Genomic DNA, 20,545 nt, shown 5'->3' on the forward strand with positions numbered 1-20,545 from the left:
CGGATGTTCCAGAAGATCCTCATCGCCAACCGCGGCGAAATCGCGCTTCGGGTGCTGCGCGCCTGCAAGGAACTCGGCATCCAGACCGTGGTCGTGCATTCGACCGCCGACGCTGACGCCATGCATGTCAGGCTCGCCGACGAAAGCGTGTGCATCGGTCCGCCGCCGTCGCGCGACAGCTATCTCAACATCCACCAGATCGTCGCAGCCTGCGAGATTACAGGCGCCGATGCCGTGCATCCGGGCTATGGCTTCCTGTCGGAAAACGCCAAGTTCGCCGACATTCTCGCCGCCCACAACATCACCTTCATCGGCCCATCGGGCGACCACATCCGCATCATGGGCGACAAGATCGAGGCCAAGCGCACGGCAAAGCGGCTCGGCATTCCGGTTGTGCCGGGCTCCGACGGCGCCGTCACCGACCAGAAGGAAGCCAGGCGCATTGCCGCCGAGATCGGCTATCCCGTGATCATCAAGGCTTCGGCAGGCGGTGGCGGGCGCGGTATGAAGGTCGCCCTTACCGAAGCCGATCTCGAGATCGGCTTGCAGACAGCCAGCACGGAGGCCGGCGCGGCCTTCGGCGACGATGCCGTCTACATCGAGAAATACCTGGAAAAGCCGCGCCACATCGAGGTGCAGGTATTCGGCGACGGCGCCGGCCGCGGCGTGCATTTCGGCGAGCGCGACTGTTCGCTGCAACGCCGCCACCAGAAAGTCTGGGAAGAGGCGCCCTCGCCGGCCCTCAACGCCGAGGAGCGCGCCCGCATCGGCAATATCTGTGCCAAGGCCATCGCCGACCTCGGCTACTCCGGCGCAGGCACCATCGAATTCCTGTACGAGAATGGCGAGTTCTACTTCATCGAGATGAACACGCGGCTGCAGGTCGAGCATCCGGTGACGGAGGCGATCACCGGCATCGATCTCGTCCACGAACAGATCCGCGTTGCCTCCGGCGGCGGGCTTTCGGTGCGCCAGGAGGACATCAAGTTCAACGGCCACGCCATAGAATGCCGCATCAATGCCGAGGACCCGCGCACCTTCACGCCTTCGCCCGGCACGATTACACATTTCCACACGCCTGGCGGTCTCGGCATCCGCGTCGATTCCGGTGTCTATTCCGGCTACAAGATCCCGCCCTATTATGACAGCCTGATCGGCAAGCTGATCGTGCACGGCCGCAACCGCGTCGAATGCATGATGCGGCTGCGGCGGGCGCTCGACGAGTTCGTCGTCGACGGCATCAAGACGACGCTGCCGCTGTTTCGCGACCTGGTCGGCAATGCCGATATCGCCAATGGCGACTACGACATCCACTGGCTGGAGAAGTATCTGGCCAAAGAGGAATAGCGCCCGAATTGCCGCTATGATGCCGCGATGACCCGCCCTTACGCTCCCGGCTATCGCATTCCGACCGACCTGTTGCTCAAGGCCTATGCCTCGGGCGTCTTCCCGATGGCCGAGAGCGCTTCCGACCCGGAAGTGTTCTGGGTGCGGCCGGAGACGCGCGGCATCATTCCGCTCGATGGCTTCCACACGCCGAAGAGCTTGAAGAAGACGATCCGCAAGCACCCGTTCGACATCCGCTTCGATTTCGATTTCGAGGCGACGATCGACGGCTGCGCCGAAAAGCGCGAGGAGCGCCGCTCGACCTGGATCAACGCGCCGATCCGCGAAGCCTATATCGAGCTGCACCGTCTTGGGCACTGCCATTCGGTCGAGGCATGGCGCGAGGAACGGCTGGTCGGCGGCCTCTATGGCGTCTCGCTCGGTCGCGTGTTCTTCGGCGAAAGCATGTTCGCCCGGGAAACCGACGCGTCCAAGACCTGCCTGTATCATCTGGTCGAGCGGCTGAAGGCGCGCGGCTTTGCCCTGCTCGACACGCAATTCACCACTGAGCATCTCAAACGCTTCGGCGCGGTCGACGTGCCGCGCGTCAAATACGAGAAGATGTTGGCCGAGGCGCTGAAGGGCGAAGCCGTTTTTTATCCCTGATCGGAGACCGAGCGGCCGAGCCGGCTCGACCGGTGAAAGGGGTCAGCCCTTCGCGGTTTCCATCGGCGTCTGCGAATGGAACATCATCTTCCAGCCGTTGACACGGTGGACATAGCCAGTGCTGACCAGCGCCGCGTAGGGCTCGCCGTTTTCCCGTGTCGCATGAGCCTCATAGGTCAGCATAATAATGTCGCTGCCGGGCTCGATGATACCCTTGAGGTCGATCTGAAGGTCGCGCCAGCGGTTGGGCTTGGTCGCGGTCTTGGCCAGATCGGCATTGTCCATTGCCTGTGCCATCTCAGGAAATGCCACCAGGCATTCTGTGTCGACATTGGCGGCGTAGTAAGCTTCGTCGCCCGTCCAGAACCCCTTTTCGAGTTCGAGCAGGTCGTCTTTGCTGGCCGTGATCCGTTTGCTGTCCGACATCAGAATATCCTCCAAGCGCGCAAATGCGCGGTCGTCCATGGCCCAACGCATGGTGGCCATGACGGTTCCGGAGGATCAGTTGGTGTTGGTCGCGTCAGGCTCCGTGGGGTCCGGCTGTTCGGCGGCCGGAGCAGCGGCGGGCTTTGGCTTGGACGTGTCGACCTTGGGCGTCTCGGCATTGGCCGCGTCGGGCGGCGGCACATCCGACTTCTGCTTGCAGCCCTTTAGCCAGACGTCATAGACGGCGTGCTCGACGGCGTTTAGGCCGGGGCTCTCGGCGAACATCCAGCCGGTGAAGATGCGGCGGATCTTGCGGTCGAGCGTGATTTCGTCGACTTCGACGAAGGAATCGGTCTTCGGCTCTTCATTCTCCGGCCGCGAATAGCAGATGCGCGGCGTCACCTGCAAAGCGCCGAACTGCACGGTTTCGTCGATGTAGACATCGAAGGTGATGATACGGCCGGTGATCTTGTCGATGCCGGCAAATTCGGCGACCGGATTGGTGATGCGATCGGAGATTGCGGGTGCTGCCGCAGGCGCCTGCGCCGCGGCAAACGCTGTCGGGAACATGGCGATAGCGCCAATTGCCGCCAGTCCGGCCATCGATGTCAGGCTGAAAATGTTCATGCGGAGATACCGGTGGTTTGGGCCCGGGTGATTCTGTCACGCCCAAGGCTATTCGCCGTTGTCATATCAGCAAGCAGCTAAACGCCAATTGTGGCGACAAAGGACCGGCCGGCGGTCAAGAACCAGGCGTCCACGCATCGTAGTCGCCCGTCACCTGCGGACGGTGCTGATTGGTGAGCACGGAACCCTTTGGGCGATAAGCCGCCGGTGTTCCCGTGAGGTTCGGCTCATGCGCCTTTTCCCATTCGCGCGGCCGATAGTCGTCGCTTGGCGGCGCCACATCGACGCGGTGATGCATCCAGCCGTGCCAGCCCGGGGGGATCGCCGACGCCTCCGAATAATTGGCGTAGATGACCCAGCGGCGGGTGCGGCCTTCCGAATCAACGCCGCCTTCGTAGTAGACGTTGCCGGCCCCATCCTGGCCGACCTTGTTGCCGTGGCGCCAGGTGTGAAAACGGGTTCCCAGCGTCTGGCGGTTCCACCAGGTGAAAAACTGCAGAAGGAAAGTTTTCATTCAGATCCTCGCGGGCGCGCGGCGGTGGCTGTCCCTGCTTATGGCGTCAGGCCTTGGCGAAGGCAAGGGTTTTGCGGCGCCTGCGGCACTGACGGCATGCCGAAACGCTCGGTCATTGGCCGATCCATTTCGCACCTGCGAACCGACGCTTGCCAAGCCGGCTGCGTCTTCCTAAAGCTCTCATCGCCCGGCGCTGCCGCATGACCCCGAAAATCGAAATCGATTTTCGGAAAGGATCATGCGCAAACCCAAGTGCTACAGCGTCCTTTGCGCGTCCACGGGACGCGCGGCGCTGTAGTAACGCCGGCTGCGAGAGGTGAGGAATGGCCTTAGCTGTCGCCAGGATCAGTGCGGAGACAATACGCGCCCGCAAGGGCGGCGTGCCGATCGTATGCCTTACCGCTTACACCTATCCCGTCGCCCGCCTGCTCGACGATCATGTCGACCTTCTCCTGGTCGGCGACAGCGTTGCCATGGTGCTGCATGGCCACAAGACCACGCTCGGCGCCTCGCTGGAGATGATGATCGCCCATGGCCAGGCCGTGATGCGCGGTTCATCAAAGGCCTGCGTGGTGGTCGATATGCCGGCCGGCAGCTACGAGACTTCGGCCGCGCAAGCCCTTGCCTCGGCGCGCCGCATCTCTGAGGAAACCGGCTGCCAGGCGGTGAAGCTGGAAGGCGGCGTCGAAGTCGCCCTCCAGATCGCGGCAATCGTCGCGGCCGGCATTCCAGTGATGGGCCATATCGGCTTGCAGCCGCAATCGGTGGAAAAGGACGGTGGCTACAAGATCAAGGGCCGCACGCCGGAGAATGTGGCCGCGCTCATGCGCGACGCCGACGCGGTCGAGAAAGCCGGCACGTTTTCGCTGGTCATCGAGGGCACGGTCGAGACCGTTGCCGCCGACCTCACCCGGCGCATTGCCATTCCCACCATTGGCATCGGCGCCAGCCGCGATTGCGACGGCCAGATCCTGGTCATCGACGACATGGTCGGCCTGACGGTCGACCGGGTGCCGAAATTCGTCAAGGAATACGCCGATTTGCGCAGCGCGGTCGCCGATGCCGCGGCGCGCTACGCAGCGGAGGTGCGCAGCCGCACCTTCCCCGGGCCGGGCCACGTCTTTTCAGCCGCGAGCGACAAGGACAAGGCATGAACCGGCCCCCCATCAGCCAGCCGCTCGTCGTCGACACCGTGCCCGGCCTTCGCGCGCAGATCCGCGAATGGCGGCGCGAAGGCCTGAGCGTCGCCATGGTGCCGACCATGGGCGCTTTGCATGACGGCCATATCTCGCTGGTCGGGGCCGCGCTCGCAACGGCCGATCGCTGCGTCGTCTCGATCTTCGTCAACCCGGCCCAGTTCGCCCCCACTGAAGATCTCGACAAGTATCCGCGTCAGCTGGCCCGCGATCTCGACCGGCTGACCGAGGCCGGCGCACAGCTTGCCTTCACGCCTACGGTTTCCGAGATGTATCCGGCAGGCTTTGCGACGAAGATTTCGGTCGGCGGCCCGTCTTCTGGCCTGGAATCGGATTTCAGGCTGACCTTCTTCGAGGGCGTCGCCACGGTCGTGGCCAAGCTCTTTCTGCAAGCCCTGCCCGACTACGCCATCTTCGGCGAAAAAGACTACCAGCAGCTTTGCGTCGTCCGAAAGCTCTGCCGCGATCTTGACCTTCCGGTGGAAATCGTCGGCGCGCCAACCGTGCGCGATGCGCATGGCCTGGCAATGTCGTCGCGCAACGCCTATCTCGACGCCGCCGAACTCGACGTCGCGCGACAGCTCAATGTCATCTTGCGCCAGACGGCGGCAGCGCTCGCGGCCGGCGCCGATGAAAACGGCGTCACCGGCAAAGCCACTGCCGCGCTTCTCGAGGCAGGCTTCGACAGCGTCGACTATGTCGCCGCGCGCAAGAGCCTGACGCTCACCTCGTGGCGGCGTGACGGCGATGGCCGCCTGCTTGCCGCGGCGTGGCTTGGCAGAACCAGGTTGATCGACAATGTGGAAGTTTCCTCATTTATTCCCTGAAAAATTGCAATTCCGTTCACTTTGATTTGTATCGCAGAGCGGCCCGAGTGCTCTTAGACAACGGCTCATCAGGCACGTTCTGGCCAGCCCGTAAGCGCTCACAATACACCGAACGCCGCTGTGAGACGTTTCACAGACGTAACCAAGCCGGCTATGTTGTGTGCGACCTCAGGCGGAGACAGTGTGTGACCTGCCACTACGCTGCAATCCTTACGAGGCTCTACGTGTCTGTCCAGGCCAACATATTCGGTCGCGCCCTGCCGCAGATCGTCGAAGCGATTTACGATTCGATTGCCGATGTCGGCCGTTGGCCATCGACGCTTGAATCAATCTGCAAATTGGCGCTCGGCCGGCTTGCCATGCTGGCGGTCGTCGATACGGCGAGAAACTCGGCCCGGTTTTCGACTTCCTGCGGCGATCCGGTCCTGCTTGAGCCGCTGCAGCGCGACTACGCCTGCGAGGTGCCCTTCTTCAAGGCGGTGCCGAAGATGGAAATCGACATGCCGTTCACCGTCGATAGCGTCTACGCCCTGCAAGGCCCTGACGCCCGCCAGAACTGGCTCGAAAGCCGCATCGTGCGCGAGTGGGTGGAACCCAACCGTCTCGACGATTTCTTCTGGGTGGCGCTGATGAAGCAGCCGGCGCGCGCCGGCACGCTGATGGTGGTTACCGACAAGGACAGGCCCCAGATTTCAGCCAGGGATATCGACCTGATGTCCACGCTCGCCCCCCATGTCCGGCGTGCGGTGACCATCGGCGACCTGTTCGAGGCCGAGCGGCGCAAGGCCGACGTCTTTCGCTCGATCCTTGAGAGCCTCGACCATCCGGTGCTGATCGTCGCCGACGATATGCAGATCATTTTCGCCAATCGGGCAGCCGAAGCCCTGCTCACCGAAACCGCCTCAGTGTCCTCGGTGCGCGGCCAGCTGTCCTTCGCTTATGCCAACGCCAACACCGCCATCGGCCGCGCCGTCCAGCTCGGCACGCGCGACGAATTCGCGCTCGGACCGTCCGGCATCAACATTCCGCTGGTGAAGGCCATGTCTCCGGCGGTGGCGCATGTCATGCCTCTGGCGCGACGCGACATTTCGGCCCGCATATCGCCGCGCGCCGCCGCGGCCATCTTCATTGCCGCCGCCGGCGCCACATCAGTGCCGGCGCTGGAAGCGATCGCTGCACTGTTCGGACTGACAGCAGCGGAAAAGCGTGTCGCCGGCCATGTCGCCGCCGGGCTGACACGGCGTGAAATCGCGGCTGCCAGCGGCGTCTCGGACGGCACCGTCAAATCACAGCTGGCGACGATCTTCGACAAGACCGCCACTGGCGACCAGCGAGAGCTGGAACTCCTGATGCGCGAATTGACGCCGCCGCTGCGCTCGGCCTGAAGCCATACTCGGAGCCAATCGTCAGATTTTTCAACTATTTGCCGGTACGCAGGCGTAATCCACAATACCAAGCCGGCATCGTTGCAATTCGGCCAAAATCATGGTGCGGTTCTGCTCCGGTCCGGAGACGGTGCATCGTGCACGACCGGACGTGGAAACCATTTCCTGGGCGGTCCCCGAACTTGATACCGACACGAATTGAACGGCTGCTGCCTTACCTCTTCCTGCTGGCCCTGCTTTGCATCGCGCTCGCTTTTCGTCCGCTATTGCCGGTCGATGAGACGCGTTATCTCAGCGTCGCCTGGGAGATGTATCTCGGTGGACATGTCTTCGTACCGACGATGAACTTTGCGCCCTATCTGCAGAAGCCGCCGCTGTTGTTCTGGCTCATCGATCTCGTCTGGAACATCTTCGGTGTGAGCCGCGCGGCGGCGATGCTCGTCATCTTCGCCGCCTCGTCGCTGGTCATCTGGCTGACGACACTTCTGGCCAAAACCCTGTTTCCCGAGCGCCCGGACATCGCCAGTCGCATCCCCTGGCTGGTGGCCGGCAGCACCGTCTTTGTCATCTATTCGACCCTGATCCTGTTCGACATGCTTTTGACGGCTTGTGTGGTCGCCGCACTGCTGTCGTTGCTGGCCTTCGCCAGGACCGGCAACCGGTGGCAGGCGGTGCTGGCGGGTCTGTTCATCGGGCTCGGCGTGCTGGCCAAAGGCCCGGTCGTGCTCATTCACATCGGCGCGCCCGTCNCTGGCGGGTCTGTTCATCGGGCTCGGCGTGCTGGCCAAAGGCCCGGTCGTGCTCATTCACATCGGCGCGCCCGTCCTGCTCTATCCTCTCTGGCGTGACCGGCGAGCCGGCCTTGCCCCTTTGCAGTTCTTTGCCGGAGCCGGCCTGGCAATTCTCGCCGCCCTTGTCCCGGTCGCCATATGGCTGGCGCCCGCGACCATCCTGACCAAGGGCAGTTTCGTCTACGATCTCGTGTGGAACCAGTCGGCAGGTCGGGTTACCGGAAGCCTGCACAATTCGCATGGCCGGCCGTTTTACTTTTACCTGATGCTGTTGCCGCTCATGTTCGTGCCCTGGGCCTTTATCCCCCCGGTGTGGCGGCTGAAGCCGGCTGCCCGGATACGCAGCCTGATCGGCACGAAATCCCCGGATCTGCGTGCCCTGCGCCTGCTGTCGTTCTCGTTCATTGCGGTGCTGCTGGTCTTCAGCGCCATATCCGGCAAGCAGCCGCACTATGTCGTGCCGGCACTACCATTCGCGACCATTCTGCTGGGCTACTTCATGGCCGAGATTTCAGTCGCCAGGCTGAGGGCTACGGCCTTTGTCATGCTTGCCCTTTTCGCCATCGGCCACGCCGCCGCCTCGGCAACCGTGTTCAAACGCTACGATCTCACGCCGCTGGCGAGCTTCATCGACGAACGAAAGGACGCGGACTGGGCCGTCGCTTACGACTATCAGGGCGAGGTCGGTTTCCTTGGGCGAATAGAGAAGCCATTCGAGAACGCCGACAAGCCTGAGGAATGGCTCAAGTCTCATCCCGGCGGCTACGTCATCGAAAAGCAATCGAAAGATCCGGGCACATCCGAACAGATCGCCTTCCGGCAGCCGGTGGAACGCGGCTATCTGGTCGTCCTGAAGGGACAGCACTGAACGTTTCGTCGGACGCCTATCCCAGCGGCTTCTCGAAGATCAGCGCCGGCAACCCCGAACCGCCGCCGCAATCGGCGGTGCTGCCGACCGGCAAAAATCCCTTCGAACGGTAGAAGGCGATGGCCGGCACGTTGGCCTCTTCCACCTCGACGCGCAACCTGTTCGCCTCGGGAAAGCTGGCTTCGACCTCGTCCAGCAAGGCCTGGCCGATGCCTTGCCGCTGGCAGGCCGGCAGTACATAGAGCTGGTTCAGCAGCNTTCAGCAGCACGATCTTCGTATCCGTCGTTGCGGCGGCAAAAGCCATGCCGCCGATACGCTTGCCGTCATCGGCGACCAGGAATTCCGAGTTCGGCCTTGTCAGCCGCGCCTTGAGCGAGGCGATCGAATGCCAGTCGTCGGTAATTTCGGTCACCCGCTCGGCGCCATAGATCGTGTCGTACGTTGCGTGCCAGGTTTCGACCAGCAGCGCGCGGACGGCAGCAAGGTCACGTTCGCTGGCGGTGCGGACGAACATTGTTCTATTCGATACCGAGCTTGGCCTTGACCAGATCGTTAACCGCTTGCGGGTTGGCCTTGCCGCCGGTGGCCTTCATCACCTGGCCGACGAACCAGCCGGCCATGGTCGGCTTGGCGCGAGCCTGCTCGACCTTGTCGGGGTTGGCGGCGATGACTTCGTCGACCGCCTTCTCGATGGCGCCGGTGTCGGTGACCTGCTTCATGCCGCGGCTTTCGACCAGCTGGCGCGGATCGCCGCCCTCGTTCCAGACGATCTCGAACAGATCCTTGGCGATCTTGCCGGAGATGGTGCCTTCCTTGATCAGGTCGATCACGGCACCGAGCTGCTCCGGTGTTACAGGAGCATTTTCAAGGTCCTTGCCGGCCTTGTTAAGCTGGCCGAGCAGGTCATTGATGACCCAGTTGGCGGCAAGCTTGCCGTCGCGGCCCGAGGCCACCTGCTCGAAATAGTCGGCGATCGGCTTTTCCGACACCAGGATCGAGGCGTCGTATGTCGACAGGCCAAGTGAAGAGATCAGGCGCGCCTTCTTGTCGTCGGGCAGTTCCGGCAACTCCTTGGCCAGCGCGTCGACATAGGCCTGATCGAATTCCAGCGGCAAAAGGTCGGGATCGGGGAAGTAGCGGTAGTCATGCGCCTCTTCCTTGCTGCGCATCGAGCGCGTCTCGCCTTTGACGGCGTCGAACAGCCTGGTTTCCTGATCGATCTTGCCGCCATCCTCGAGGATGGCGATCTGGCGGCGCGCCTCGAACTCGATGGCCTGGCCGATGAAGCGGATCGAGTTGACGTTCTTGATCTCACAGCGCGTACCGAATTCGCCGCCGGGCCTGCGAACGGAGACGTTGACGTCGGCGCGCATCGAACCTTCGTCCATGTTGCCGTCGCAAGTGCCGAGATAGCGCACGATGGTGCGCAGCTTGGTGACATACGCCTTGGCCTCGTCGGCGGAGCGCATGTCGGGCTTGGAGACAATCTCCATCAGCGCCACGCCGGAGCGGTTGAGATCGACATAGGACATGGTGGGATGCTGATCGTGCATCGACTTGCCGGCGTCCTGCTCCAGGTGCAGGCGCTCGATGCCGATCTCGATGTCCTCGAACTCGCCCTGCCGGTCGGGACCGACCGAAATGACGATCGTGCCTTCGCCGACGATCGGCTGCTTGAACTGCGATATCTGGTAACCCTGCGGCAGGTCGGGATAGAAATAGTTTTTCCGGTCGAACACCGACTTGTGGTTGATCTGCGCCTTCAATCCGAGGCCGGTGCGGATCGCCTGCTTGACGCATTCCTCATTGATGACCGGCAGCATGCCGGGCATGGCCGCGTCGACGAGGCTGACATTGGCGTTGGGCGCCGCGCCGAAAGTCGTCGACGCCCCGGAAAACAGCTTTGCTTCCGAGGTCACCTGCGCATGGACCTCGAGGCCGATGATGATCTCCCAATCGCCGGTAGCGCCGGCAATAAAACGTTTGGCATCGGGCGTGCGGGTATCGATAAGGGTCATGGTGGCCTGCGCTTTTGGCTCGCGAAAACTGCGATTTTCGTGATTTGGGTAATCGGTCTTCGCTAGTGCAAACCGCTTCGCGAGACAAGCGCCCAAAGCAGCGCAGACCAGCGGGCTGGCCTTTTCAGCCCCTTTCGGCCGCTCGGCAACCGATAGAATGAACGCCGCCGGCCGGTATTCGGTCGGCGGTTTCTTCGTCAGGTCAGGCCGTTGCGATATAGGCCCTGATTTCGTCGGCCTCGCGCTCGACATCCTCGATGCGGCGCTTGACCACGTCGCCGATCGACACGATGCCGTCGAGCAGCCCATCCTTTTCCACCGGCAGATGGCGGAAACGGCCTTTGGTCATGATCTCCATCACCTCGTTGACCGTGTGGTTCTCGTTGCAGATCTTCACTTTCGGCGTCATCGCCGAGCGTACCGTTATATCAAGTGCGGCAGCGCCTTCCCTGGCAACGACCCGCACGATGTCACGCTCGGAAAGGATGCCGACGATCTTGCGATCGCCATTGGTGATGACCAGTGCACCGATCTTGTGGTCGGCCAGGATTCGAATGGCTTCGCTGAGCTTTACATTCGGCCCGAGCGTGAACACGTCATGGCCTTTTCTCTCGAGAATTGCCTTAACCGTCATGGCGTCCTCCTCCTCCTGCTTGGCTAGCCAGCTCCCGCCCTGACCGGCTTCACATAAGAGTGAACATCGTGCGCCGTGATCGGTTGCTTTTCAAGTGTGCCAGTGGGGTGTGCCAGTGGGCTGCGCCAATAGAGTGCGCTAGTCGGGGGTGCGCTGGTCGTCGGGGATCTCCCATTCAGGCGCCCGCCAGCGCCGGTCGAACCAGCGCAACCCGAAGAAGCCTGCGACGAGGCCGCCAATATGCGCTTCCCAGGCGATCTGGCCGGGTTCTCCGAGCCCGAGACCGTAAAGGCCGGTGGCGAGGTTGATGACCATCCAGGCGCCGAGAAAATTGACGACGCCGCGCATGCGCAAAACCATTGCGATCGGCAGCACGGGACCGGCAAAGGCCGCCCTGCCGGAGGAGCGGTCGGTACGGAACCCGAAGCGAGCCGCCGCACCCATCATGCCCGATATCGCCCCGGAAGCGCCGACCAGCGGTGCTTCGCCATATGGATGGACCGCCCAGAACAGCACCACCGCGGCCAGCCCGGTGGCGGCGAAAAACAAGGCGAACCAGAACCAGCCGAGACGGTTGGCCAGCGGCGACCCGAAGGCGGCCAGCGCAACCATGTTGATGGCAATGTGAGCAACGCCGCCATGCATGAAGGCATAGGTGAAAGGACGGGTGAAGAGGAACCAGTCGAAACCGTATTGGCCGGTGTAGAGGACCGGAATGAAGGCGCCATCGGTGAGCAATGTTATCTGCTGCTCTTCGGTCAGCACATATTGCTGCAGCAGGAAGACGGCGACGCAGATGCCGATCACCGCCAGCACCACCGGTGGCAGGTTGAACACCGGCTCGCGGCGCGGCGGCGGCGCCTCCGCGGTCTGTTCGGTCTCCAGGGGGCCGGCCGGTTCGCTCATATGCTCTGATCCAGGGATTTGCGTGTCGCGAGCATCTAGGCCATGCCCGGACAAATCACAAACTACGAATCACAAAGCGCGAATCACAAACCGCGAATCAAAAAGAAGCCGTCCAAGGTTTCCCTTGAACGGCTGGTCGAGCCCCCTGCTCCCCTAAAACTATTGACCGAAGTGCTGTTGGTCGTCGCGAAACGACCGCTTCTGGAGTGGTTTTGGTGTGCCATGGCGAGCCTGTGCGCGCAACGTAAACCGTTTGTTAACCTTAACGTCCCCGACCCGTGAACAAGTCTTAACGACGCTGGCACGCATCCTGCTCCGGAACGCATGTAGGTCATCGGAGGGCGCCCTTTCTGTTCACCGATGGGACCATCAGACGGCAGAATGCGCGGAGTTTCATAGCATGAACCAGAACGGATCAATCGCGCTGTTCCATTATTGGAATCGCCTGCGTCATGGACGTCCTGCCCCAAAGCGTTCGGAAGTCGAACCGGCCGATATCAAGGCGCTTTTGGCCGACACCTTCATCCTGGAAAGGGATACGCGCGGCGAAGCGGTGTTCCGGCTTGCCGGCACCAGGCTTTGCGCCGGCTACGGCCGCGAGCTCAAGGGTTTTTCGTTCCCCTCGCTATGGCGCGAGAAGGACCAGCGGCTGGTGTCGCGCCTCATTCACGGCGTTTTCGAGCAGAAATCCGTGGTGCTGATCACTTATGAGGGGTTCAGCCGCAGCGGCCGGTCCAACCACTTCGAGTTGCTTGCGCTGCCGCTCGACGGCGGCGTCGAGAACCCGCGCTGCCTCGGCGTCATCAGCGCCGTGGAAAAGCCGTTCTGGCTGGGCGCCGACCCGATCACCGATGCGCTGATCGATGCCATCCGCGTCATCGATCCCGACAAGGACCCGATGTTCCTGAAAAACCGGCCGGAAATATCCGTTCCGTCGTTGGCTCCCACCGAACTCGAAGCGGCGGAGACCATCTCGGCGCTCGGTCGGTCGCGCCGTATCCGCCACCTCGTCGTGTTCGACGGCGGGCGCGAGCAATAGTCTCCAAGCCGGCGCTAATCTTAACTATCGGCGACCCACTTTTCTCCTTTGTTAACCTGCTTGGCTGTAGTTTTGGCCGAGATTCCACGCACGACGCGGGAATGCCAACGGGGTGTAGGCAGTCATGAGGTCAGCGGCGGTCGAATACGCACCGTCCCGCGCCGAAAGGCGTAACTTTCAGCGCGTCCGGGTCAAGATCTACGGGCGCTTCATGCTGGAGGACCGCACCGAACACCCTTGCCAGGTCGTCGATATGTCACCGGGCAATGTCGCGTTGCGCACCGAGCGCGTCGGCATGCCGGGCGAAAAAATCATTGCCTATATCGATCATATCGGCCGCATCGAGGGCGTGGTGACGCGCACTTCGCAGGACGGCTTTGCCATGACCGTCATTGCCTCGGATCGCAAGAAGGACAAGCTGGCCGCGCAGTTGACCTGGCTCGCCAACAAGCATGAACTCGACCTGCCGGAAGACCGCCGCCACGAACGCGTGGCGCCGCGCAACCCGACAAGCGTCCTGCAGCTCACCGATGGGCGCCAGTATCAGTGCCGCATCATCGACCTGTCGCTATCGGGCGCGGCGGTCGAGATCGACGTCAAGCCGGCGCTCGGCATCCAGGTGATGCTAGGCACCATGCGTGGCCAGGTGGTGCGTCATTTCGAGGATGGCGTCGCCATCGAATTCGCCGTCATCCAGCGCCCGGAAACGCTCGATTCCGAGTTCAACGCCCCGCGCGCCTGAACGATCGGCAACAGGCAGCAAAAACGAACCGGCCCTGCGCGGCCGGTTTTTTGTTGCCGGCGTTCCGCCTGCCTCTGCAGCTTGTAGCGGCACGCAGCAAATCCACGGCTCCACCCGGAAATCCGCGCCCCGACACCGCGGTTTTACGCCGAGACCCTGAACGATTTTATACTCAAATAGATCAAATTTTACGCGTATTCTATTGAGGTTTTACTCAATGTCTACTTCGGGTTTTTGCGTCAAATAAATCCAACGCTGTCATTGTCTCCTCAAACGGGGAGACTGACGAATGGCAAAGATTTGGGGCAAGCTGTTGCTCTTGGCAATGGCGATGCAGCTTTCCGCTTGGGGAACGGCGCAAGCAGCAGGACCGGCCTACATGCACACTGGCGGCCGCACGACACAGCCGGTCGGTCACTACGAATTCTGCCAGAAGCTGCCGCAGGAGTGCGCTCAGCGCACGCCGAAGCAGGCACCGGTCGAACTGACCCGCAAGCTGTGGGCGGCGATCGTCGACGTCAACAATTCGGTCAACACCCGGATCGTGCCGCGCACCGACATGGAAATGTGGGGTAAGGAAGAGGTCTGGTCCTATCCCGACAGCGGCTTCGGCGACTGCGAGGACTATGCGCTGGAGAAGCGCCGCGAATTGATGGCGATCGGCGTTCCCGCCGGCAATCTCTTGATGACCGTGGCGCGCCAACAAAATGGCGACGGCCACGCGGTGCTGACCGTGCGCACCAGCCTCGGCGAGTTCATCCTCGACAATCTGGAGTCCAAGGTGCTGTCCTGGACCGACACCGACTATACATACCTGAAGCGCCAGTCCGACCAGAATTCCGGCGTGTGGGTGACGATCAATGACGGTCGCGCCGACGCGGTTGCCAGCGTCCGCTAGGACGCCATCACAGAGGTCAAGCACATCGAATAATGCGACGTGCCTAACGAGAAAGCCCGGTCGAGTCCCCACCCTCCCCGTCCCCAACGACCGGGTTTTAAGGAGCCGGCCCCGTCCCCGGGCCGGCTCCACCATTTCAGACCATGATCCCGAGCCGAAGGACCGCGGCAGCGAAAAGTGAGAACCGGTTTTTGCTGCGCTGACCTGCCGTTCGGAAAAGATCATCGTCAAACAGGAATAGAGTTCAGGCCTTCTTCAGCCCCGCCTTGAAGCGCTTGCCGTTTGCGACATAGTGCGCGGCCGAGGCGCGCAGCCTGGCGACCGCGGCGTCGTCCAGCGTCCTGATCACCCGCGCGGGCGAGCCGACGATCAGGCAATTGTCGGGGAACTCCTTGCCTTCGGTGACCAGCGCGCCGGCGCCGACCAGGCAATTCTTGCCGATCCTGGCGCCGTTGAGGACTATGACGCCCATGCCGATCAGGCTGTTGTCGCCGATCGTGCAGCCATGCAGCAAGGCGCGGTGGCCGATCGTGCAGCCCTGCCCGATCGTCAGGGAAAAACCGGGATCGGTGTGCATCACCGTGTGTTCCTGGACATTGCTGTCGGCGCCGATGACGATCGCCTCGTTGTCGCCGCGGATGACCACGCCAAACCAGAAGCCGGCATTGCGGCCGACGCTGATGTCGCCGATCAACGTAGCGTCCGGCGCGATCCAGTTGCTGTCGGCATCCTCGAAACGGGGCGCTTTTCCGTCGATTGCGTAGGTCGGCATTTGCAGTCTCCGATTCGTCGCAGGCCGGGACAAACCCTAGAACAATCCGAGGAAAACCGCGTGCCGGTTTTCTCCCGCAATTGCCTCAAGGCAAATACCGCGCCAGCGATTCCACCAAAAGCTGAAGCGCACCAGGAGAGCCGATGCCCCAGGAGGCAATGGCGATCAGCACGATGCCCAGCGTCAGCGCCCAGGCGATCACCGTGCAGCCGCAGGACATCAGCATCAGCGTCGAAATGCGGCCCTCGCGCCGCGCATCGAGCGCATCGTTGGCGAGCATGAACGGCCCGGCGCAAGCGGTCGCGGCCAGCGAGCGCAGGATGTACGCTGGCGACACATAAGGCTCGGCAAAGGCAAGCCGGCGGCCCGCCGCCAGTTCCATCACGGACCCGGTAAGCCCGCAGGCGGTGAGGCCGACGGCGAAAGCGAAGAGAACGGGCAGTAGCAGGCTCATCTTTACCTTCCGTTTACCATGAAATCGCACAGTCGCGTCCAGCGCAGCAAGAGCCATGCCGCGGCATGTGTGCCGCCCAGGGACAGAGGGCGGCGACTATGGGGATTGCGATGAAGCAGGCAGCGACCGCAGAAGAGTTCAACGTCGTCGATTCCGTGCTGATGAAGCGGGTGTTCTATGCTTTTGCCGCATTGGCGCTGCTGTCGCTGGCGATCAGCCTTGGCGGAAAGTGGTTCGGCCGCTCGATCGCCATGGCCGGCTACACCGACGACACCACGGTCCACAGGGTAGTGATCGGCAACAATGTCATTGCCGTGCCGGCCAACGCCATCCGCTTCCTGCAGGCGCGGCGCGACGGCATCGCTTCGCGCCTCGACCTCTATCTGCGCTATCCCCAGATGGACGGCTACAGCGAAGCCGCCCGCGACGATTTCAACCACACGGGGGCCGCCAAAAACATCATCTTCCTGTCGTTTGAACCGCAGATGATGTCGCGCGACATGAGCGGCCGTTTCGCGCCGATCTATAGCGCGCTCATCAGCCAGCCCGGCGCGCCCGGCCCCGGCGGCACGACGATTTACGGTTTTACGGAAAAATCAGGCTATCTCAACGAGGTGCTCGCGGTCGCCGGCCGGGCCGGCAAGGACCCGTTCGTCGCCCGCTGCCTGAGCGGACCGAGCGCCGAGGAATCGCTGGCGCCCTGCGAGCGGGACATCCAGGTCGGCGACAGCCTCAGCCTGACCTACCGCTTTCCCCGGGAGTTGCTGGGCAACTGGCCGGCGCTTGACGCCGCTATCGTCGCCGAGGCCACGCGCGTCTTAAAGACCGCACGGTAGCGGCCCTCTGCTTTTGTCATACATGGGCGCGAAGCCGCGCGGACCCGAGGATCCGTTCCATGCGCTTAAGGCAGCGAAGCGGTGCAGAATTACTGTTGGGAAACAGCAGAGGAAGTTCTGGACCGCCACATTCCTGAGCCGAGGCCTGGAATATATCCCAGGGTCTCAGCGACGCCGCTGTGCGGCTGCTTCTCCCCGGGATGACGATGGCGCAGCTGGCTGCCGCCAATCGCCGAAGTCCGTAGCCGTCTGGGCTCAGGCCAGATCGATGTCGAGGATCGCCATCGAGAAATTATAGTCGCCGTCGTCCTCGTCCTTGAAGACGATGCCGAGGAACTCGTCGCCGACATAGACCTCGGCCGAATCTTCCTTGCGCGGCCGCGCCTTCACCTCGAGTTTGGGATTCTGGAAGACGCGCTTGAAATAGGCGTCCAGCTTTCTGATTTCGTCCGGCTTCAAAAGTCTTCTCCGATCGTCGGGCTTGCTCGTTGGAACGCGCTTCTGGCACGTCGACAATGGCGATGTAAAGGCAAGCCGGCTGGATAGAACGCGAACCCTGGGGCCGGATGATTTCAGGTCGAATCCAAATCCGCCTCTAAATCAAGGAGGTAGAGCATGATGTCGTCCGAAAACCGCCTCACACGTTTCGGCATCATGCTCCAGGGGCAACGGCGCCGGCAACCGGACTCAGTCCGGCACGCCGGGTGTTGCAAATCAGATGTCGAAGCTGACGACCTGATCCATCGACTGCGACGGCAAAAGCTGGTCCATCTGCCGCGAAGGCTGGTCGCAACCGGTCTCGCCGACGACGCGGGCCGGTACGCCGGCAACCGTCTTGTTGTGCGGCACCGGCGACAGCACGACCGAGCCTGCCGCGATCTTCGAGCAATGGCCGATCTCGATATTGCCGAGAATCTTGGCGCCGGCGCCGATCAGCACGCCGTAACGGATCTTGGGGTGACGGTCGCCGCCGGCTTTGCCGGTGCCGCCCAGCGTCACGCCATGCAGGATCGACACATCGTCCTCGATCACCGCCGTCTCGCCCACGACGAGGCCGGTGGCGTGGTCGATGAAGATGCCCTTGCCGATGCGGGCGGCCGGGTTGATGTCGGTCTGGAACACCGAGGACGAGCGGCTCTGCAGATAGAGCGCGAAATCCTTGCGGCCCTGATTCCACAGCCAATGTGCCAGCCTGTGCGTCTGGATGGCATGGAAACCCTTGAAATAGAGCACCGGCATGATGAAGCGGTCGCAGGCCGGATCGCGGTCGTAATAGGCCTGGATGTCGACACGCACGATCGACGACCATTCCTTGTCGTCGGCCAGCATCGACTTGAACGTCTGGCGGATGAGGTCGGAGCCGATGTCCTGATGCGCGAGCCGCTCGGCGAGCCGATGGATGACAGCTTCCTCCAGGCTCTCCTGGTTGAGGATTGTCGAATAGAGGAACGCCGCCAGAAGCGGGTCGCGATTGACCGCTTCCATCGCCTCGTCGCGGACCGAACGCCAGATCGGATCGACCGGCTGGACCATTGTGGGGCGGGAAATGCTGATGCTGTTCATCGACGTCTTGTCCTGCGTCCTGGCCGCTGCCTATTCTCCGGCGGCACATATAAGCCAGATCATAGCACGATTGAACTCAATTTTCCTTAGTGCTCGGTGAAATGGATTTGGTTCACGGAAATTCAAGCCGCCATGGAAAACGAACCCTTGATCGACGCTCCGCTGAAACGCGCGCTCTCCGCGCTCTATCAAGCTCCGGATCGCCACTATCACAACCTCGCCCATATCGAGGCGTTGCTGGCGCTGGCGGACGAATATCGAGCATCGCTGCATGATTCCGGCGCCGTCGAAGCCGCAATCTGGTTCCATGACGCCATCTATGACAGCCGCGCCAAGGACAACGAGGCCAGGAGTGCGGCACTTGCGCAGGACAAACTTGGCGCCCGCACCGATCCGGAGCGCCTCGGCCGCATCGCGGCGATGATCGTCGCCACCGCCACGCATGAACTGCCCAGCCTTCAACCACGGGGCCTCGCCGATGAGAACGCCCTCCGCGACGCAGCGCTTTTCCTCGACATGGACCTGGCGATCCTGGGTGCGTCACCCGGCGCTTTCGACGCCTATGAACAAGCGGTCCGACGCGAATATGGCTGGGTCGAGGAGCCGATGTGGCGCGCCGGCCGCGGCGTGATTCTCAAGACTTTCCTCGCGCGCCAGCATATTTTTCACTCGCAGGAATTCCGCCAGAGGTTCGAGCCCCAGGCCAGGCAAAACATGGCGCGGTCGCTCGAAACGCTCAAACCCTAATCCGGAAAGGTCTCAATGCGCTGCGCATAGGCTTTGAAACCGGCGCGCCGGTAAACCGCTTGCGCGCCAGGGTGATCGAAGGTGTCGGTGTGAAGCCAGACCCTTTGCGGCGCATGCAACCAGACGGCGCGAAGCGCCTGGTCGAGCAGGAATGGCCCAAGCCTGCGGCGGTGGAAGACGGGGATCAGCCCGAAATGAACCAGTTCGACCTCAGGCTGGCCGACGCCGTTGAATTCGCACAGGCCAGCGGCCACGCCCTCGACGCGCAGCACGTGGATATGTGTCGAGGGCAGCGCCAGCAGGCGCTCGAGGTCTTCCGCCGGCATGCGCAGCCGCTGGTCCCATTGCACGGGCTCGCCGACCGCGTGGTAGAGGCTGATATAGTCGGCCACATCAAGTGTTTCACGCGCCACCGTGGCGCCCGATAGCGGGCAGTCGAAAGCCGGCGCCGAATTCGGTTCGCGCATGTCCATATAGGTGACGAGAAGGTCAACCAAAGCGGCACCGCCTCCGGCTGCAAGCCAGACGAAGATCGATCACCTGAAGGCGCCAACGGACTTGGTGGCCGCCCAAACAAAGAACAGGCCGATCACCAACGACAGCCCGTTGAGGATGATACCGACGATGCCGAGGACACGATTGTCGTTTGAACGTCCCAGTGCCATCAAGCCAAAAACCACGCCGGTGATGTGCGCCAGCGGCGCCGCAACGAGAAACACCAGCAGAAAAACCCCGCCGAGGACGTTTTGAGCGGCCAGCGACGCCTCGCCTGGCATCAACGCCAGCGTGACCACCGCCGCAAAATCCATTGCGAACGCCAGCAGGGCCAGGATCACCGAGCGTTTGCCCAAGCTGCTCCGCCCCGCCACGCCGGGCATTGCTATCGTGCTTCTTCCCCATCCGGCCATTACTCGTCCCCGATCAGGTGAAAGCGCCGATCGTCGATGCCATTGCCACAAGCAGCAGGAAGCCAACCGCCAGGGAGCCGCCGTTGAGCAGGATGCCGACGACCCCAAGCACGCGGCTATCGTTCGAACGCACCAGCGCCATCAGCCCGAAAATCAATCCGGCAATATGCGCCAACGGCCCTGCCAGCAGGAAAACCGCCATGAAGAAACCCGTGGCGATGTTCTGGGCACGCTCGGATGCGTGGGTCGGAAGCGCCACCATTGTGGTCAGCGCCATCACACCGGCACCGAAGGCGAGCAGCGCCAGGATGACGGAACGCTTGCCGAACATGCTTGTCACGACGGCGCCCGGCAGAGCGTCGGCGCTTCTTCCCCATTGTGCCATTGTTTGCCACCCCTCG

25 protein-coding genes and 1 pseudogene are annotated in these 20,545 nt (G+C 62.5%); 12 read left to right on the forward strand and 14 right to left on the reverse strand.

Going from position 1 to position 20,545, the window contains the following annotated elements; translation table 11 throughout:
• Nucleotides 1-3: 3 nt before the first annotated feature.
• Together accC and aat are read left to right on the forward strand one after the other, a co-directional pair.
• Nucleotides 4-1,347, forward strand: a complete 1,344-nt coding sequence (accC, locus tag X726_RS166245) for an acetyl-CoA carboxylase biotin carboxylase subunit (protein ID WP_023667487.1) — start codon at nt 4-6, stop codon at nt 1,345-1,347.
• Nucleotides 1,348-1,374: 27 nt separating this feature from the next.
• A complete protein-coding gene (aat, locus tag X726_RS166240) occupies nt 1,375-1,992 on the forward strand; it encodes a leucyl/phenylalanyl-tRNA--protein transferase (RefSeq protein ID WP_023667488.1) in 618 nt (205 codons plus the stop codon).
• Nucleotides 1,993-2,034: 42 nt separating this feature from the next.
• Here the strand turns inward: aat and X726_RS166235 are convergent, their stop codons facing one another.
• The 3 genes from X726_RS166235 to X726_RS166225 all read right to left on the reverse strand — a co-directional run bounded on the left by X726_RS166235 (nt 2,035) and on the right by X726_RS166225 (nt 3,559).
• A complete protein-coding gene (locus X726_RS166235; RefSeq protein WP_023667489.1) occupies nt 2,035-2,418 on the reverse strand; it encodes a hypothetical protein in 384 nt (127 codons plus the stop codon).
• A 75-nt stretch (nt 2,419-2,493) separates the two neighbouring features.
• Nucleotides 2,494-3,045 (reverse strand): DUF2155 domain-containing protein, encoded by a 552-nt coding sequence (locus X726_RS166230; protein ID WP_023667490.1) that lies wholly within the window; start codon nt 3,043-3,045, stop codon nt 2,494-2,496.
• A gap of 115 nt (nt 3,046-3,160) precedes the next feature.
• Nucleotides 3,161-3,559, reverse strand: coding sequence for an NADH:ubiquinone oxidoreductase subunit NDUFA12 (locus X726_RS166225; RefSeq protein WP_023667491.1), 399 nt, complete (start codon nt 3,557-3,559; stop codon nt 3,161-3,163).
• 323 nt (nt 3,560-3,882) lie between these two features.
• On the opposite strand from X726_RS166225, the gene panB reads away from it, so the two are divergent.
• The 5 genes from panB (at nt 3,883) to X726_RS166200 (ending at nt 8,626) form a co-directional block, all read left to right on the forward strand.
• Nucleotides 3,883-4,713, forward strand: a complete 831-nt coding sequence (panB, locus tag X726_RS166220) for a 3-methyl-2-oxobutanoate hydroxymethyltransferase (RefSeq protein ID WP_023667492.1) — start codon at nt 3,883-3,885, stop codon at nt 4,711-4,713.
• Nucleotides 4,714-4,724: 11 nt separating this feature from the next.
• Nucleotides 4,725-5,582, forward strand: coding sequence for a pantoate--beta-alanine ligase (panC, locus tag X726_RS166215; protein ID WP_023667493.1), 858 nt, complete (start codon nt 4,725-4,727; stop codon nt 5,580-5,582).
• Nucleotides 5,583-5,806: 224 nt separating this feature from the next.
• Nucleotides 5,807-6,967, forward strand: coding sequence for a helix-turn-helix transcriptional regulator (locus X726_RS166210; protein ID WP_023667494.1), 1,161 nt, complete (start codon nt 5,807-5,809; stop codon nt 6,965-6,967).
• Nucleotides 6,968-7,149: 182 nt separating this feature from the next.
• A complete protein-coding gene (locus tag X726_RS166205) occupies nt 7,150-7,815 on the forward strand; it encodes a glycosyltransferase family 39 protein (protein WP_023667495.1) in 666 nt (221 codons plus the stop codon).
• Nucleotides 7,745-8,626, forward strand: coding sequence for a hypothetical protein (locus X726_RS166200; RefSeq protein WP_198037260.1), 882 nt, complete (start codon nt 7,745-7,747; stop codon nt 8,624-8,626). The genes X726_RS166205 and X726_RS166200 overlap by 71 nt, the downstream gene beginning before the upstream one ends.
• Nucleotides 8,627-8,642: 16 nt before the next feature.
• On the opposite strand, the pseudogene X726_RS01000000166565 reads toward X726_RS166200, so the two are convergent.
• The 4 genes and pseudogenes from X726_RS01000000166565 to X726_RS166185 all read right to left on the reverse strand — a co-directional run bounded on the left by X726_RS01000000166565 (nt 8,643) and on the right by X726_RS166185 (nt 12,185).
• A pseudogene (locus tag X726_RS01000000166565) lies at nt 8,643-9,141 on the reverse strand (GNAT family N-acetyltransferase).
• A 4-nt stretch (nt 9,142-9,145) separates the two neighbouring features.
• The gene (gene gatB / locus X726_RS166195) at nt 9,146-10,645 is read right to left on the reverse strand and encodes an Asp-tRNA(Asn)/Glu-tRNA(Gln) amidotransferase subunit GatB (protein ID WP_023667497.1); all 1,500 of its coding nucleotides are present in this window, start codon (nt 10,643-10,645) and stop codon (nt 9,146-9,148) included.
• A 202-nt stretch (nt 10,646-10,847) separates the two neighbouring features.
• Nucleotides 10,848-11,279 (reverse strand): CBS domain-containing protein, encoded by a 432-nt coding sequence (locus tag X726_RS166190; RefSeq protein WP_023667498.1) that lies wholly within the window; start codon nt 11,277-11,279, stop codon nt 10,848-10,850.
• Nucleotides 11,280-11,417: 138 nt separating this feature from the next.
• Nucleotides 11,418-12,185: a rhomboid family intramembrane serine protease gene (locus X726_RS166185; RefSeq protein ID WP_023667499.1), complete on the reverse strand. Its 768-nt coding sequence runs from the start codon at nt 12,183-12,185 to the stop codon at nt 11,418-11,420.
• A 400-nt stretch (nt 12,186-12,585) separates the two neighbouring features.
• Between X726_RS166185 and X726_RS166180 the strand changes: the two genes are divergently transcribed.
• The 3 genes from X726_RS166180 to X726_RS166170 all read left to right on the forward strand — a co-directional run bounded on the left by X726_RS166180 (nt 12,586) and on the right by X726_RS166170 (nt 14,864).
• Nucleotides 12,586-13,224 carry a PAS domain-containing protein gene (locus X726_RS166180; RefSeq protein WP_023667500.1) on the forward strand — a complete coding sequence of 213 codons (639 nt, stop codon included), beginning with the start codon at nt 12,586-12,588 and terminating at the stop codon, nt 13,222-13,224.
• Nucleotides 13,225-13,348: 124 nt separating this feature from the next.
• The gene (locus tag X726_RS166175; RefSeq protein WP_023667501.1) at nt 13,349-13,966 is read left to right on the forward strand and encodes a PilZ domain-containing protein; all 618 of its coding nucleotides are present in this window, start codon (nt 13,349-13,351) and stop codon (nt 13,964-13,966) included.
• A gap of 289 nt (nt 13,967-14,255) precedes the next feature.
• Nucleotides 14,256-14,864 (forward strand): transglutaminase-like cysteine peptidase, encoded by a 609-nt coding sequence (locus tag X726_RS166170; protein WP_023667502.1) that lies wholly within the window; start codon nt 14,256-14,258, stop codon nt 14,862-14,864.
• A gap of 244 nt (nt 14,865-15,108) precedes the next feature.
• Here X726_RS166170 and X726_RS166165 read toward each other — a convergent pair whose 3' ends face one another.
• Complete coding sequence (locus X726_RS166165; RefSeq protein ID WP_023667503.1) at nt 15,109-15,636, reverse strand: gamma carbonic anhydrase family protein; 528 nt, start codon at nt 15,634-15,636, stop codon at nt 15,109-15,111.
• 85 nt (nt 15,637-15,721) lie between these two features.
• Complete coding sequence (locus tag X726_RS166160) at nt 15,722-16,090, reverse strand: hypothetical protein (RefSeq protein WP_023667504.1); 369 nt, start codon at nt 16,088-16,090, stop codon at nt 15,722-15,724.
• A gap of 110 nt (nt 16,091-16,200) precedes the next feature.
• Between X726_RS166160 and X726_RS166155 the strand changes: the two genes are divergently transcribed.
• The gene (locus X726_RS166155) at nt 16,201-16,926 is read left to right on the forward strand and encodes a hypothetical protein (RefSeq protein WP_023667505.1); all 726 of its coding nucleotides are present in this window, start codon (nt 16,201-16,203) and stop codon (nt 16,924-16,926) included.
• Nucleotides 16,927-17,181: 255 nt separating this feature from the next.
• Here X726_RS166155 and X726_RS166150 read toward each other — a convergent pair whose 3' ends face one another.
• Nucleotides 17,182-17,385, reverse strand: a complete 204-nt coding sequence (locus X726_RS166150) for a DUF3126 family protein (RefSeq protein ID WP_006200852.1) — start codon at nt 17,383-17,385, stop codon at nt 17,182-17,184.
• 255 nt (nt 17,386-17,640) lie between these two features.
• Nucleotides 17,641-18,489 (reverse strand): serine O-acetyltransferase, encoded by an 849-nt coding sequence (cysE, locus tag X726_RS166145; protein ID WP_023667506.1) that lies wholly within the window; start codon nt 18,487-18,489, stop codon nt 17,641-17,643.
• Nucleotides 18,490-18,621: 132 nt separating this feature from the next.
• On the opposite strand from cysE, the gene X726_RS166140 reads away from it, so the two are divergent.
• Nucleotides 18,622-19,236: a hypothetical protein gene (locus X726_RS166140; RefSeq protein WP_023667507.1), complete on the forward strand. Its 615-nt coding sequence runs from the start codon at nt 18,622-18,624 to the stop codon at nt 19,234-19,236.
• Here X726_RS166140 and X726_RS166135 read toward each other — a convergent pair.
• The 3 genes from X726_RS166135 to X726_RS166125 all read right to left on the reverse strand — a co-directional run bounded on the left by X726_RS166135 (nt 19,233) and on the right by X726_RS166125 (nt 20,529).
• Nucleotides 19,233-19,733, reverse strand: a complete 501-nt coding sequence (locus X726_RS166135) for a GNAT family N-acetyltransferase (RefSeq protein ID WP_023667508.1) — start codon at nt 19,731-19,733, stop codon at nt 19,233-19,235. The genes X726_RS166140 and X726_RS166135 overlap by 4 nt on opposite strands.
• Before the next feature lie 39 nt (nt 19,734-19,772).
• Complete coding sequence (locus X726_RS166130) at nt 19,773-20,087, reverse strand: hypothetical protein (RefSeq protein ID WP_023667509.1); 315 nt, start codon at nt 20,085-20,087, stop codon at nt 19,773-19,775.
• A 70-nt stretch (nt 20,088-20,157) separates the two neighbouring features.
• Nucleotides 20,158-20,529 carry a hypothetical protein gene (locus tag X726_RS166125; RefSeq protein WP_023667510.1) on the reverse strand — a complete coding sequence of 124 codons (372 nt, stop codon included), beginning with the start codon at nt 20,527-20,529 and terminating at the stop codon, nt 20,158-20,160.
• Between the last annotated feature and the right edge of the window lie 16 nt (nt 20,530-20,545).

The organism is Mesorhizobium sp. LSJC285A00, assembly GCF_000503155.1.
Taxonomy (GTDB): Bacteria; Pseudomonadota; Alphaproteobacteria; order Rhizobiales; family Rhizobiaceae; genus Mesorhizobium.

Coding starts and splice junctions, on each gene's coding strand:
- gatB (WP_023667497.1), bottom strand. CDS start 10,645: ATGACCCTTATCGATACCCGCACGCCCGATGCCAAACGTTTTATTGCC.
- X726_RS166155 (WP_023667505.1), top strand. CDS start 16,201: ATGAAGCAGGCAGCGACCGCAGAAGAGTTCAACGTCGTCGATTCCGTG.
- X726_RS166170 (WP_023667502.1), top strand. CDS start 14,256: ATGGCAAAGATTTGGGGCAAGCTGTTGCTCTTGGCAATGGCGATGCAG.
- X726_RS166125 (WP_023667510.1), bottom strand. CDS start 20,529: ATGGCACAATGGGGAAGAAGCGCCGACGCTCTGCCGGGCGCCGTCGTG.
- X726_RS166175 (WP_023667501.1), top strand. CDS start 13,349: ATGAGGTCAGCGGCGGTCGAATACGCACCGTCCCGCGCCGAAAGGCGT.
- X726_RS166190 (WP_023667498.1), bottom strand. CDS start 11,279: ATGACGGTTAAGGCAATTCTCGAGAGAAAAGGCCATGACGTGTTCACG.
- X726_RS166235 (WP_023667489.1), bottom strand. CDS start 2,418: ATGTCGGACAGCAAACGGATCACGGCCAGCAAAGACGACCTGCTCGAA.
- X726_RS166225 (WP_023667491.1), bottom strand. CDS start 3,559: ATGAAAACTTTCCTTCTGCAGTTTTTCACCTGGTGGAACCGCCAGACG.
- aat (WP_023667488.1), top strand. CDS start 1,375: ATGACCCGCCCTTACGCTCCCGGCTATCGCATTCCGACCGACCTGTTG.
- X726_RS166165 (WP_023667503.1), bottom strand. CDS start 15,636: ATGCCGACCTACGCAATCGACGGAAAAGCGCCCCGTTTCGAGGATGCC.
- X726_RS166185 (WP_023667499.1), bottom strand. CDS start 12,185: ATGAGCGAACCGGCCGGCCCCCTGGAGACCGAACAGACCGCGGAGGCG.
- cysE (WP_023667506.1), bottom strand. CDS start 18,489: ATGAACAGCATCAGCATTTCCCGCCCCACAATGGTCCAGCCGGTCGAT.
- X726_RS166230 (WP_023667490.1), bottom strand. CDS start 3,045: ATGAACATTTTCAGCCTGACATCGATGGCCGGACTGGCGGCAATTGGC.
- X726_RS166180 (WP_023667500.1), top strand. CDS start 12,586: ATGAACCAGAACGGATCAATCGCGCTGTTCCATTATTGGAATCGCCTG.
- X726_RS166140 (WP_023667507.1), top strand. CDS start 18,622: ATGGAAAACGAACCCTTGATCGACGCTCCGCTGAAACGCGCGCTCTCC.
- panB (WP_023667492.1), top strand. CDS start 3,883: ATGGCCTTAGCTGTCGCCAGGATCAGTGCGGAGACAATACGCGCCCGC.
- X726_RS166160 (WP_023667504.1), bottom strand. CDS start 16,090: ATGAGCCTGCTACTGCCCGTTCTCTTCGCTTTCGCCGTCGGCCTCACC.
- accC (WP_023667487.1), top strand. CDS start 4: ATGTTCCAGAAGATCCTCATCGCCAACCGCGGCGAAATCGCGCTTCGG.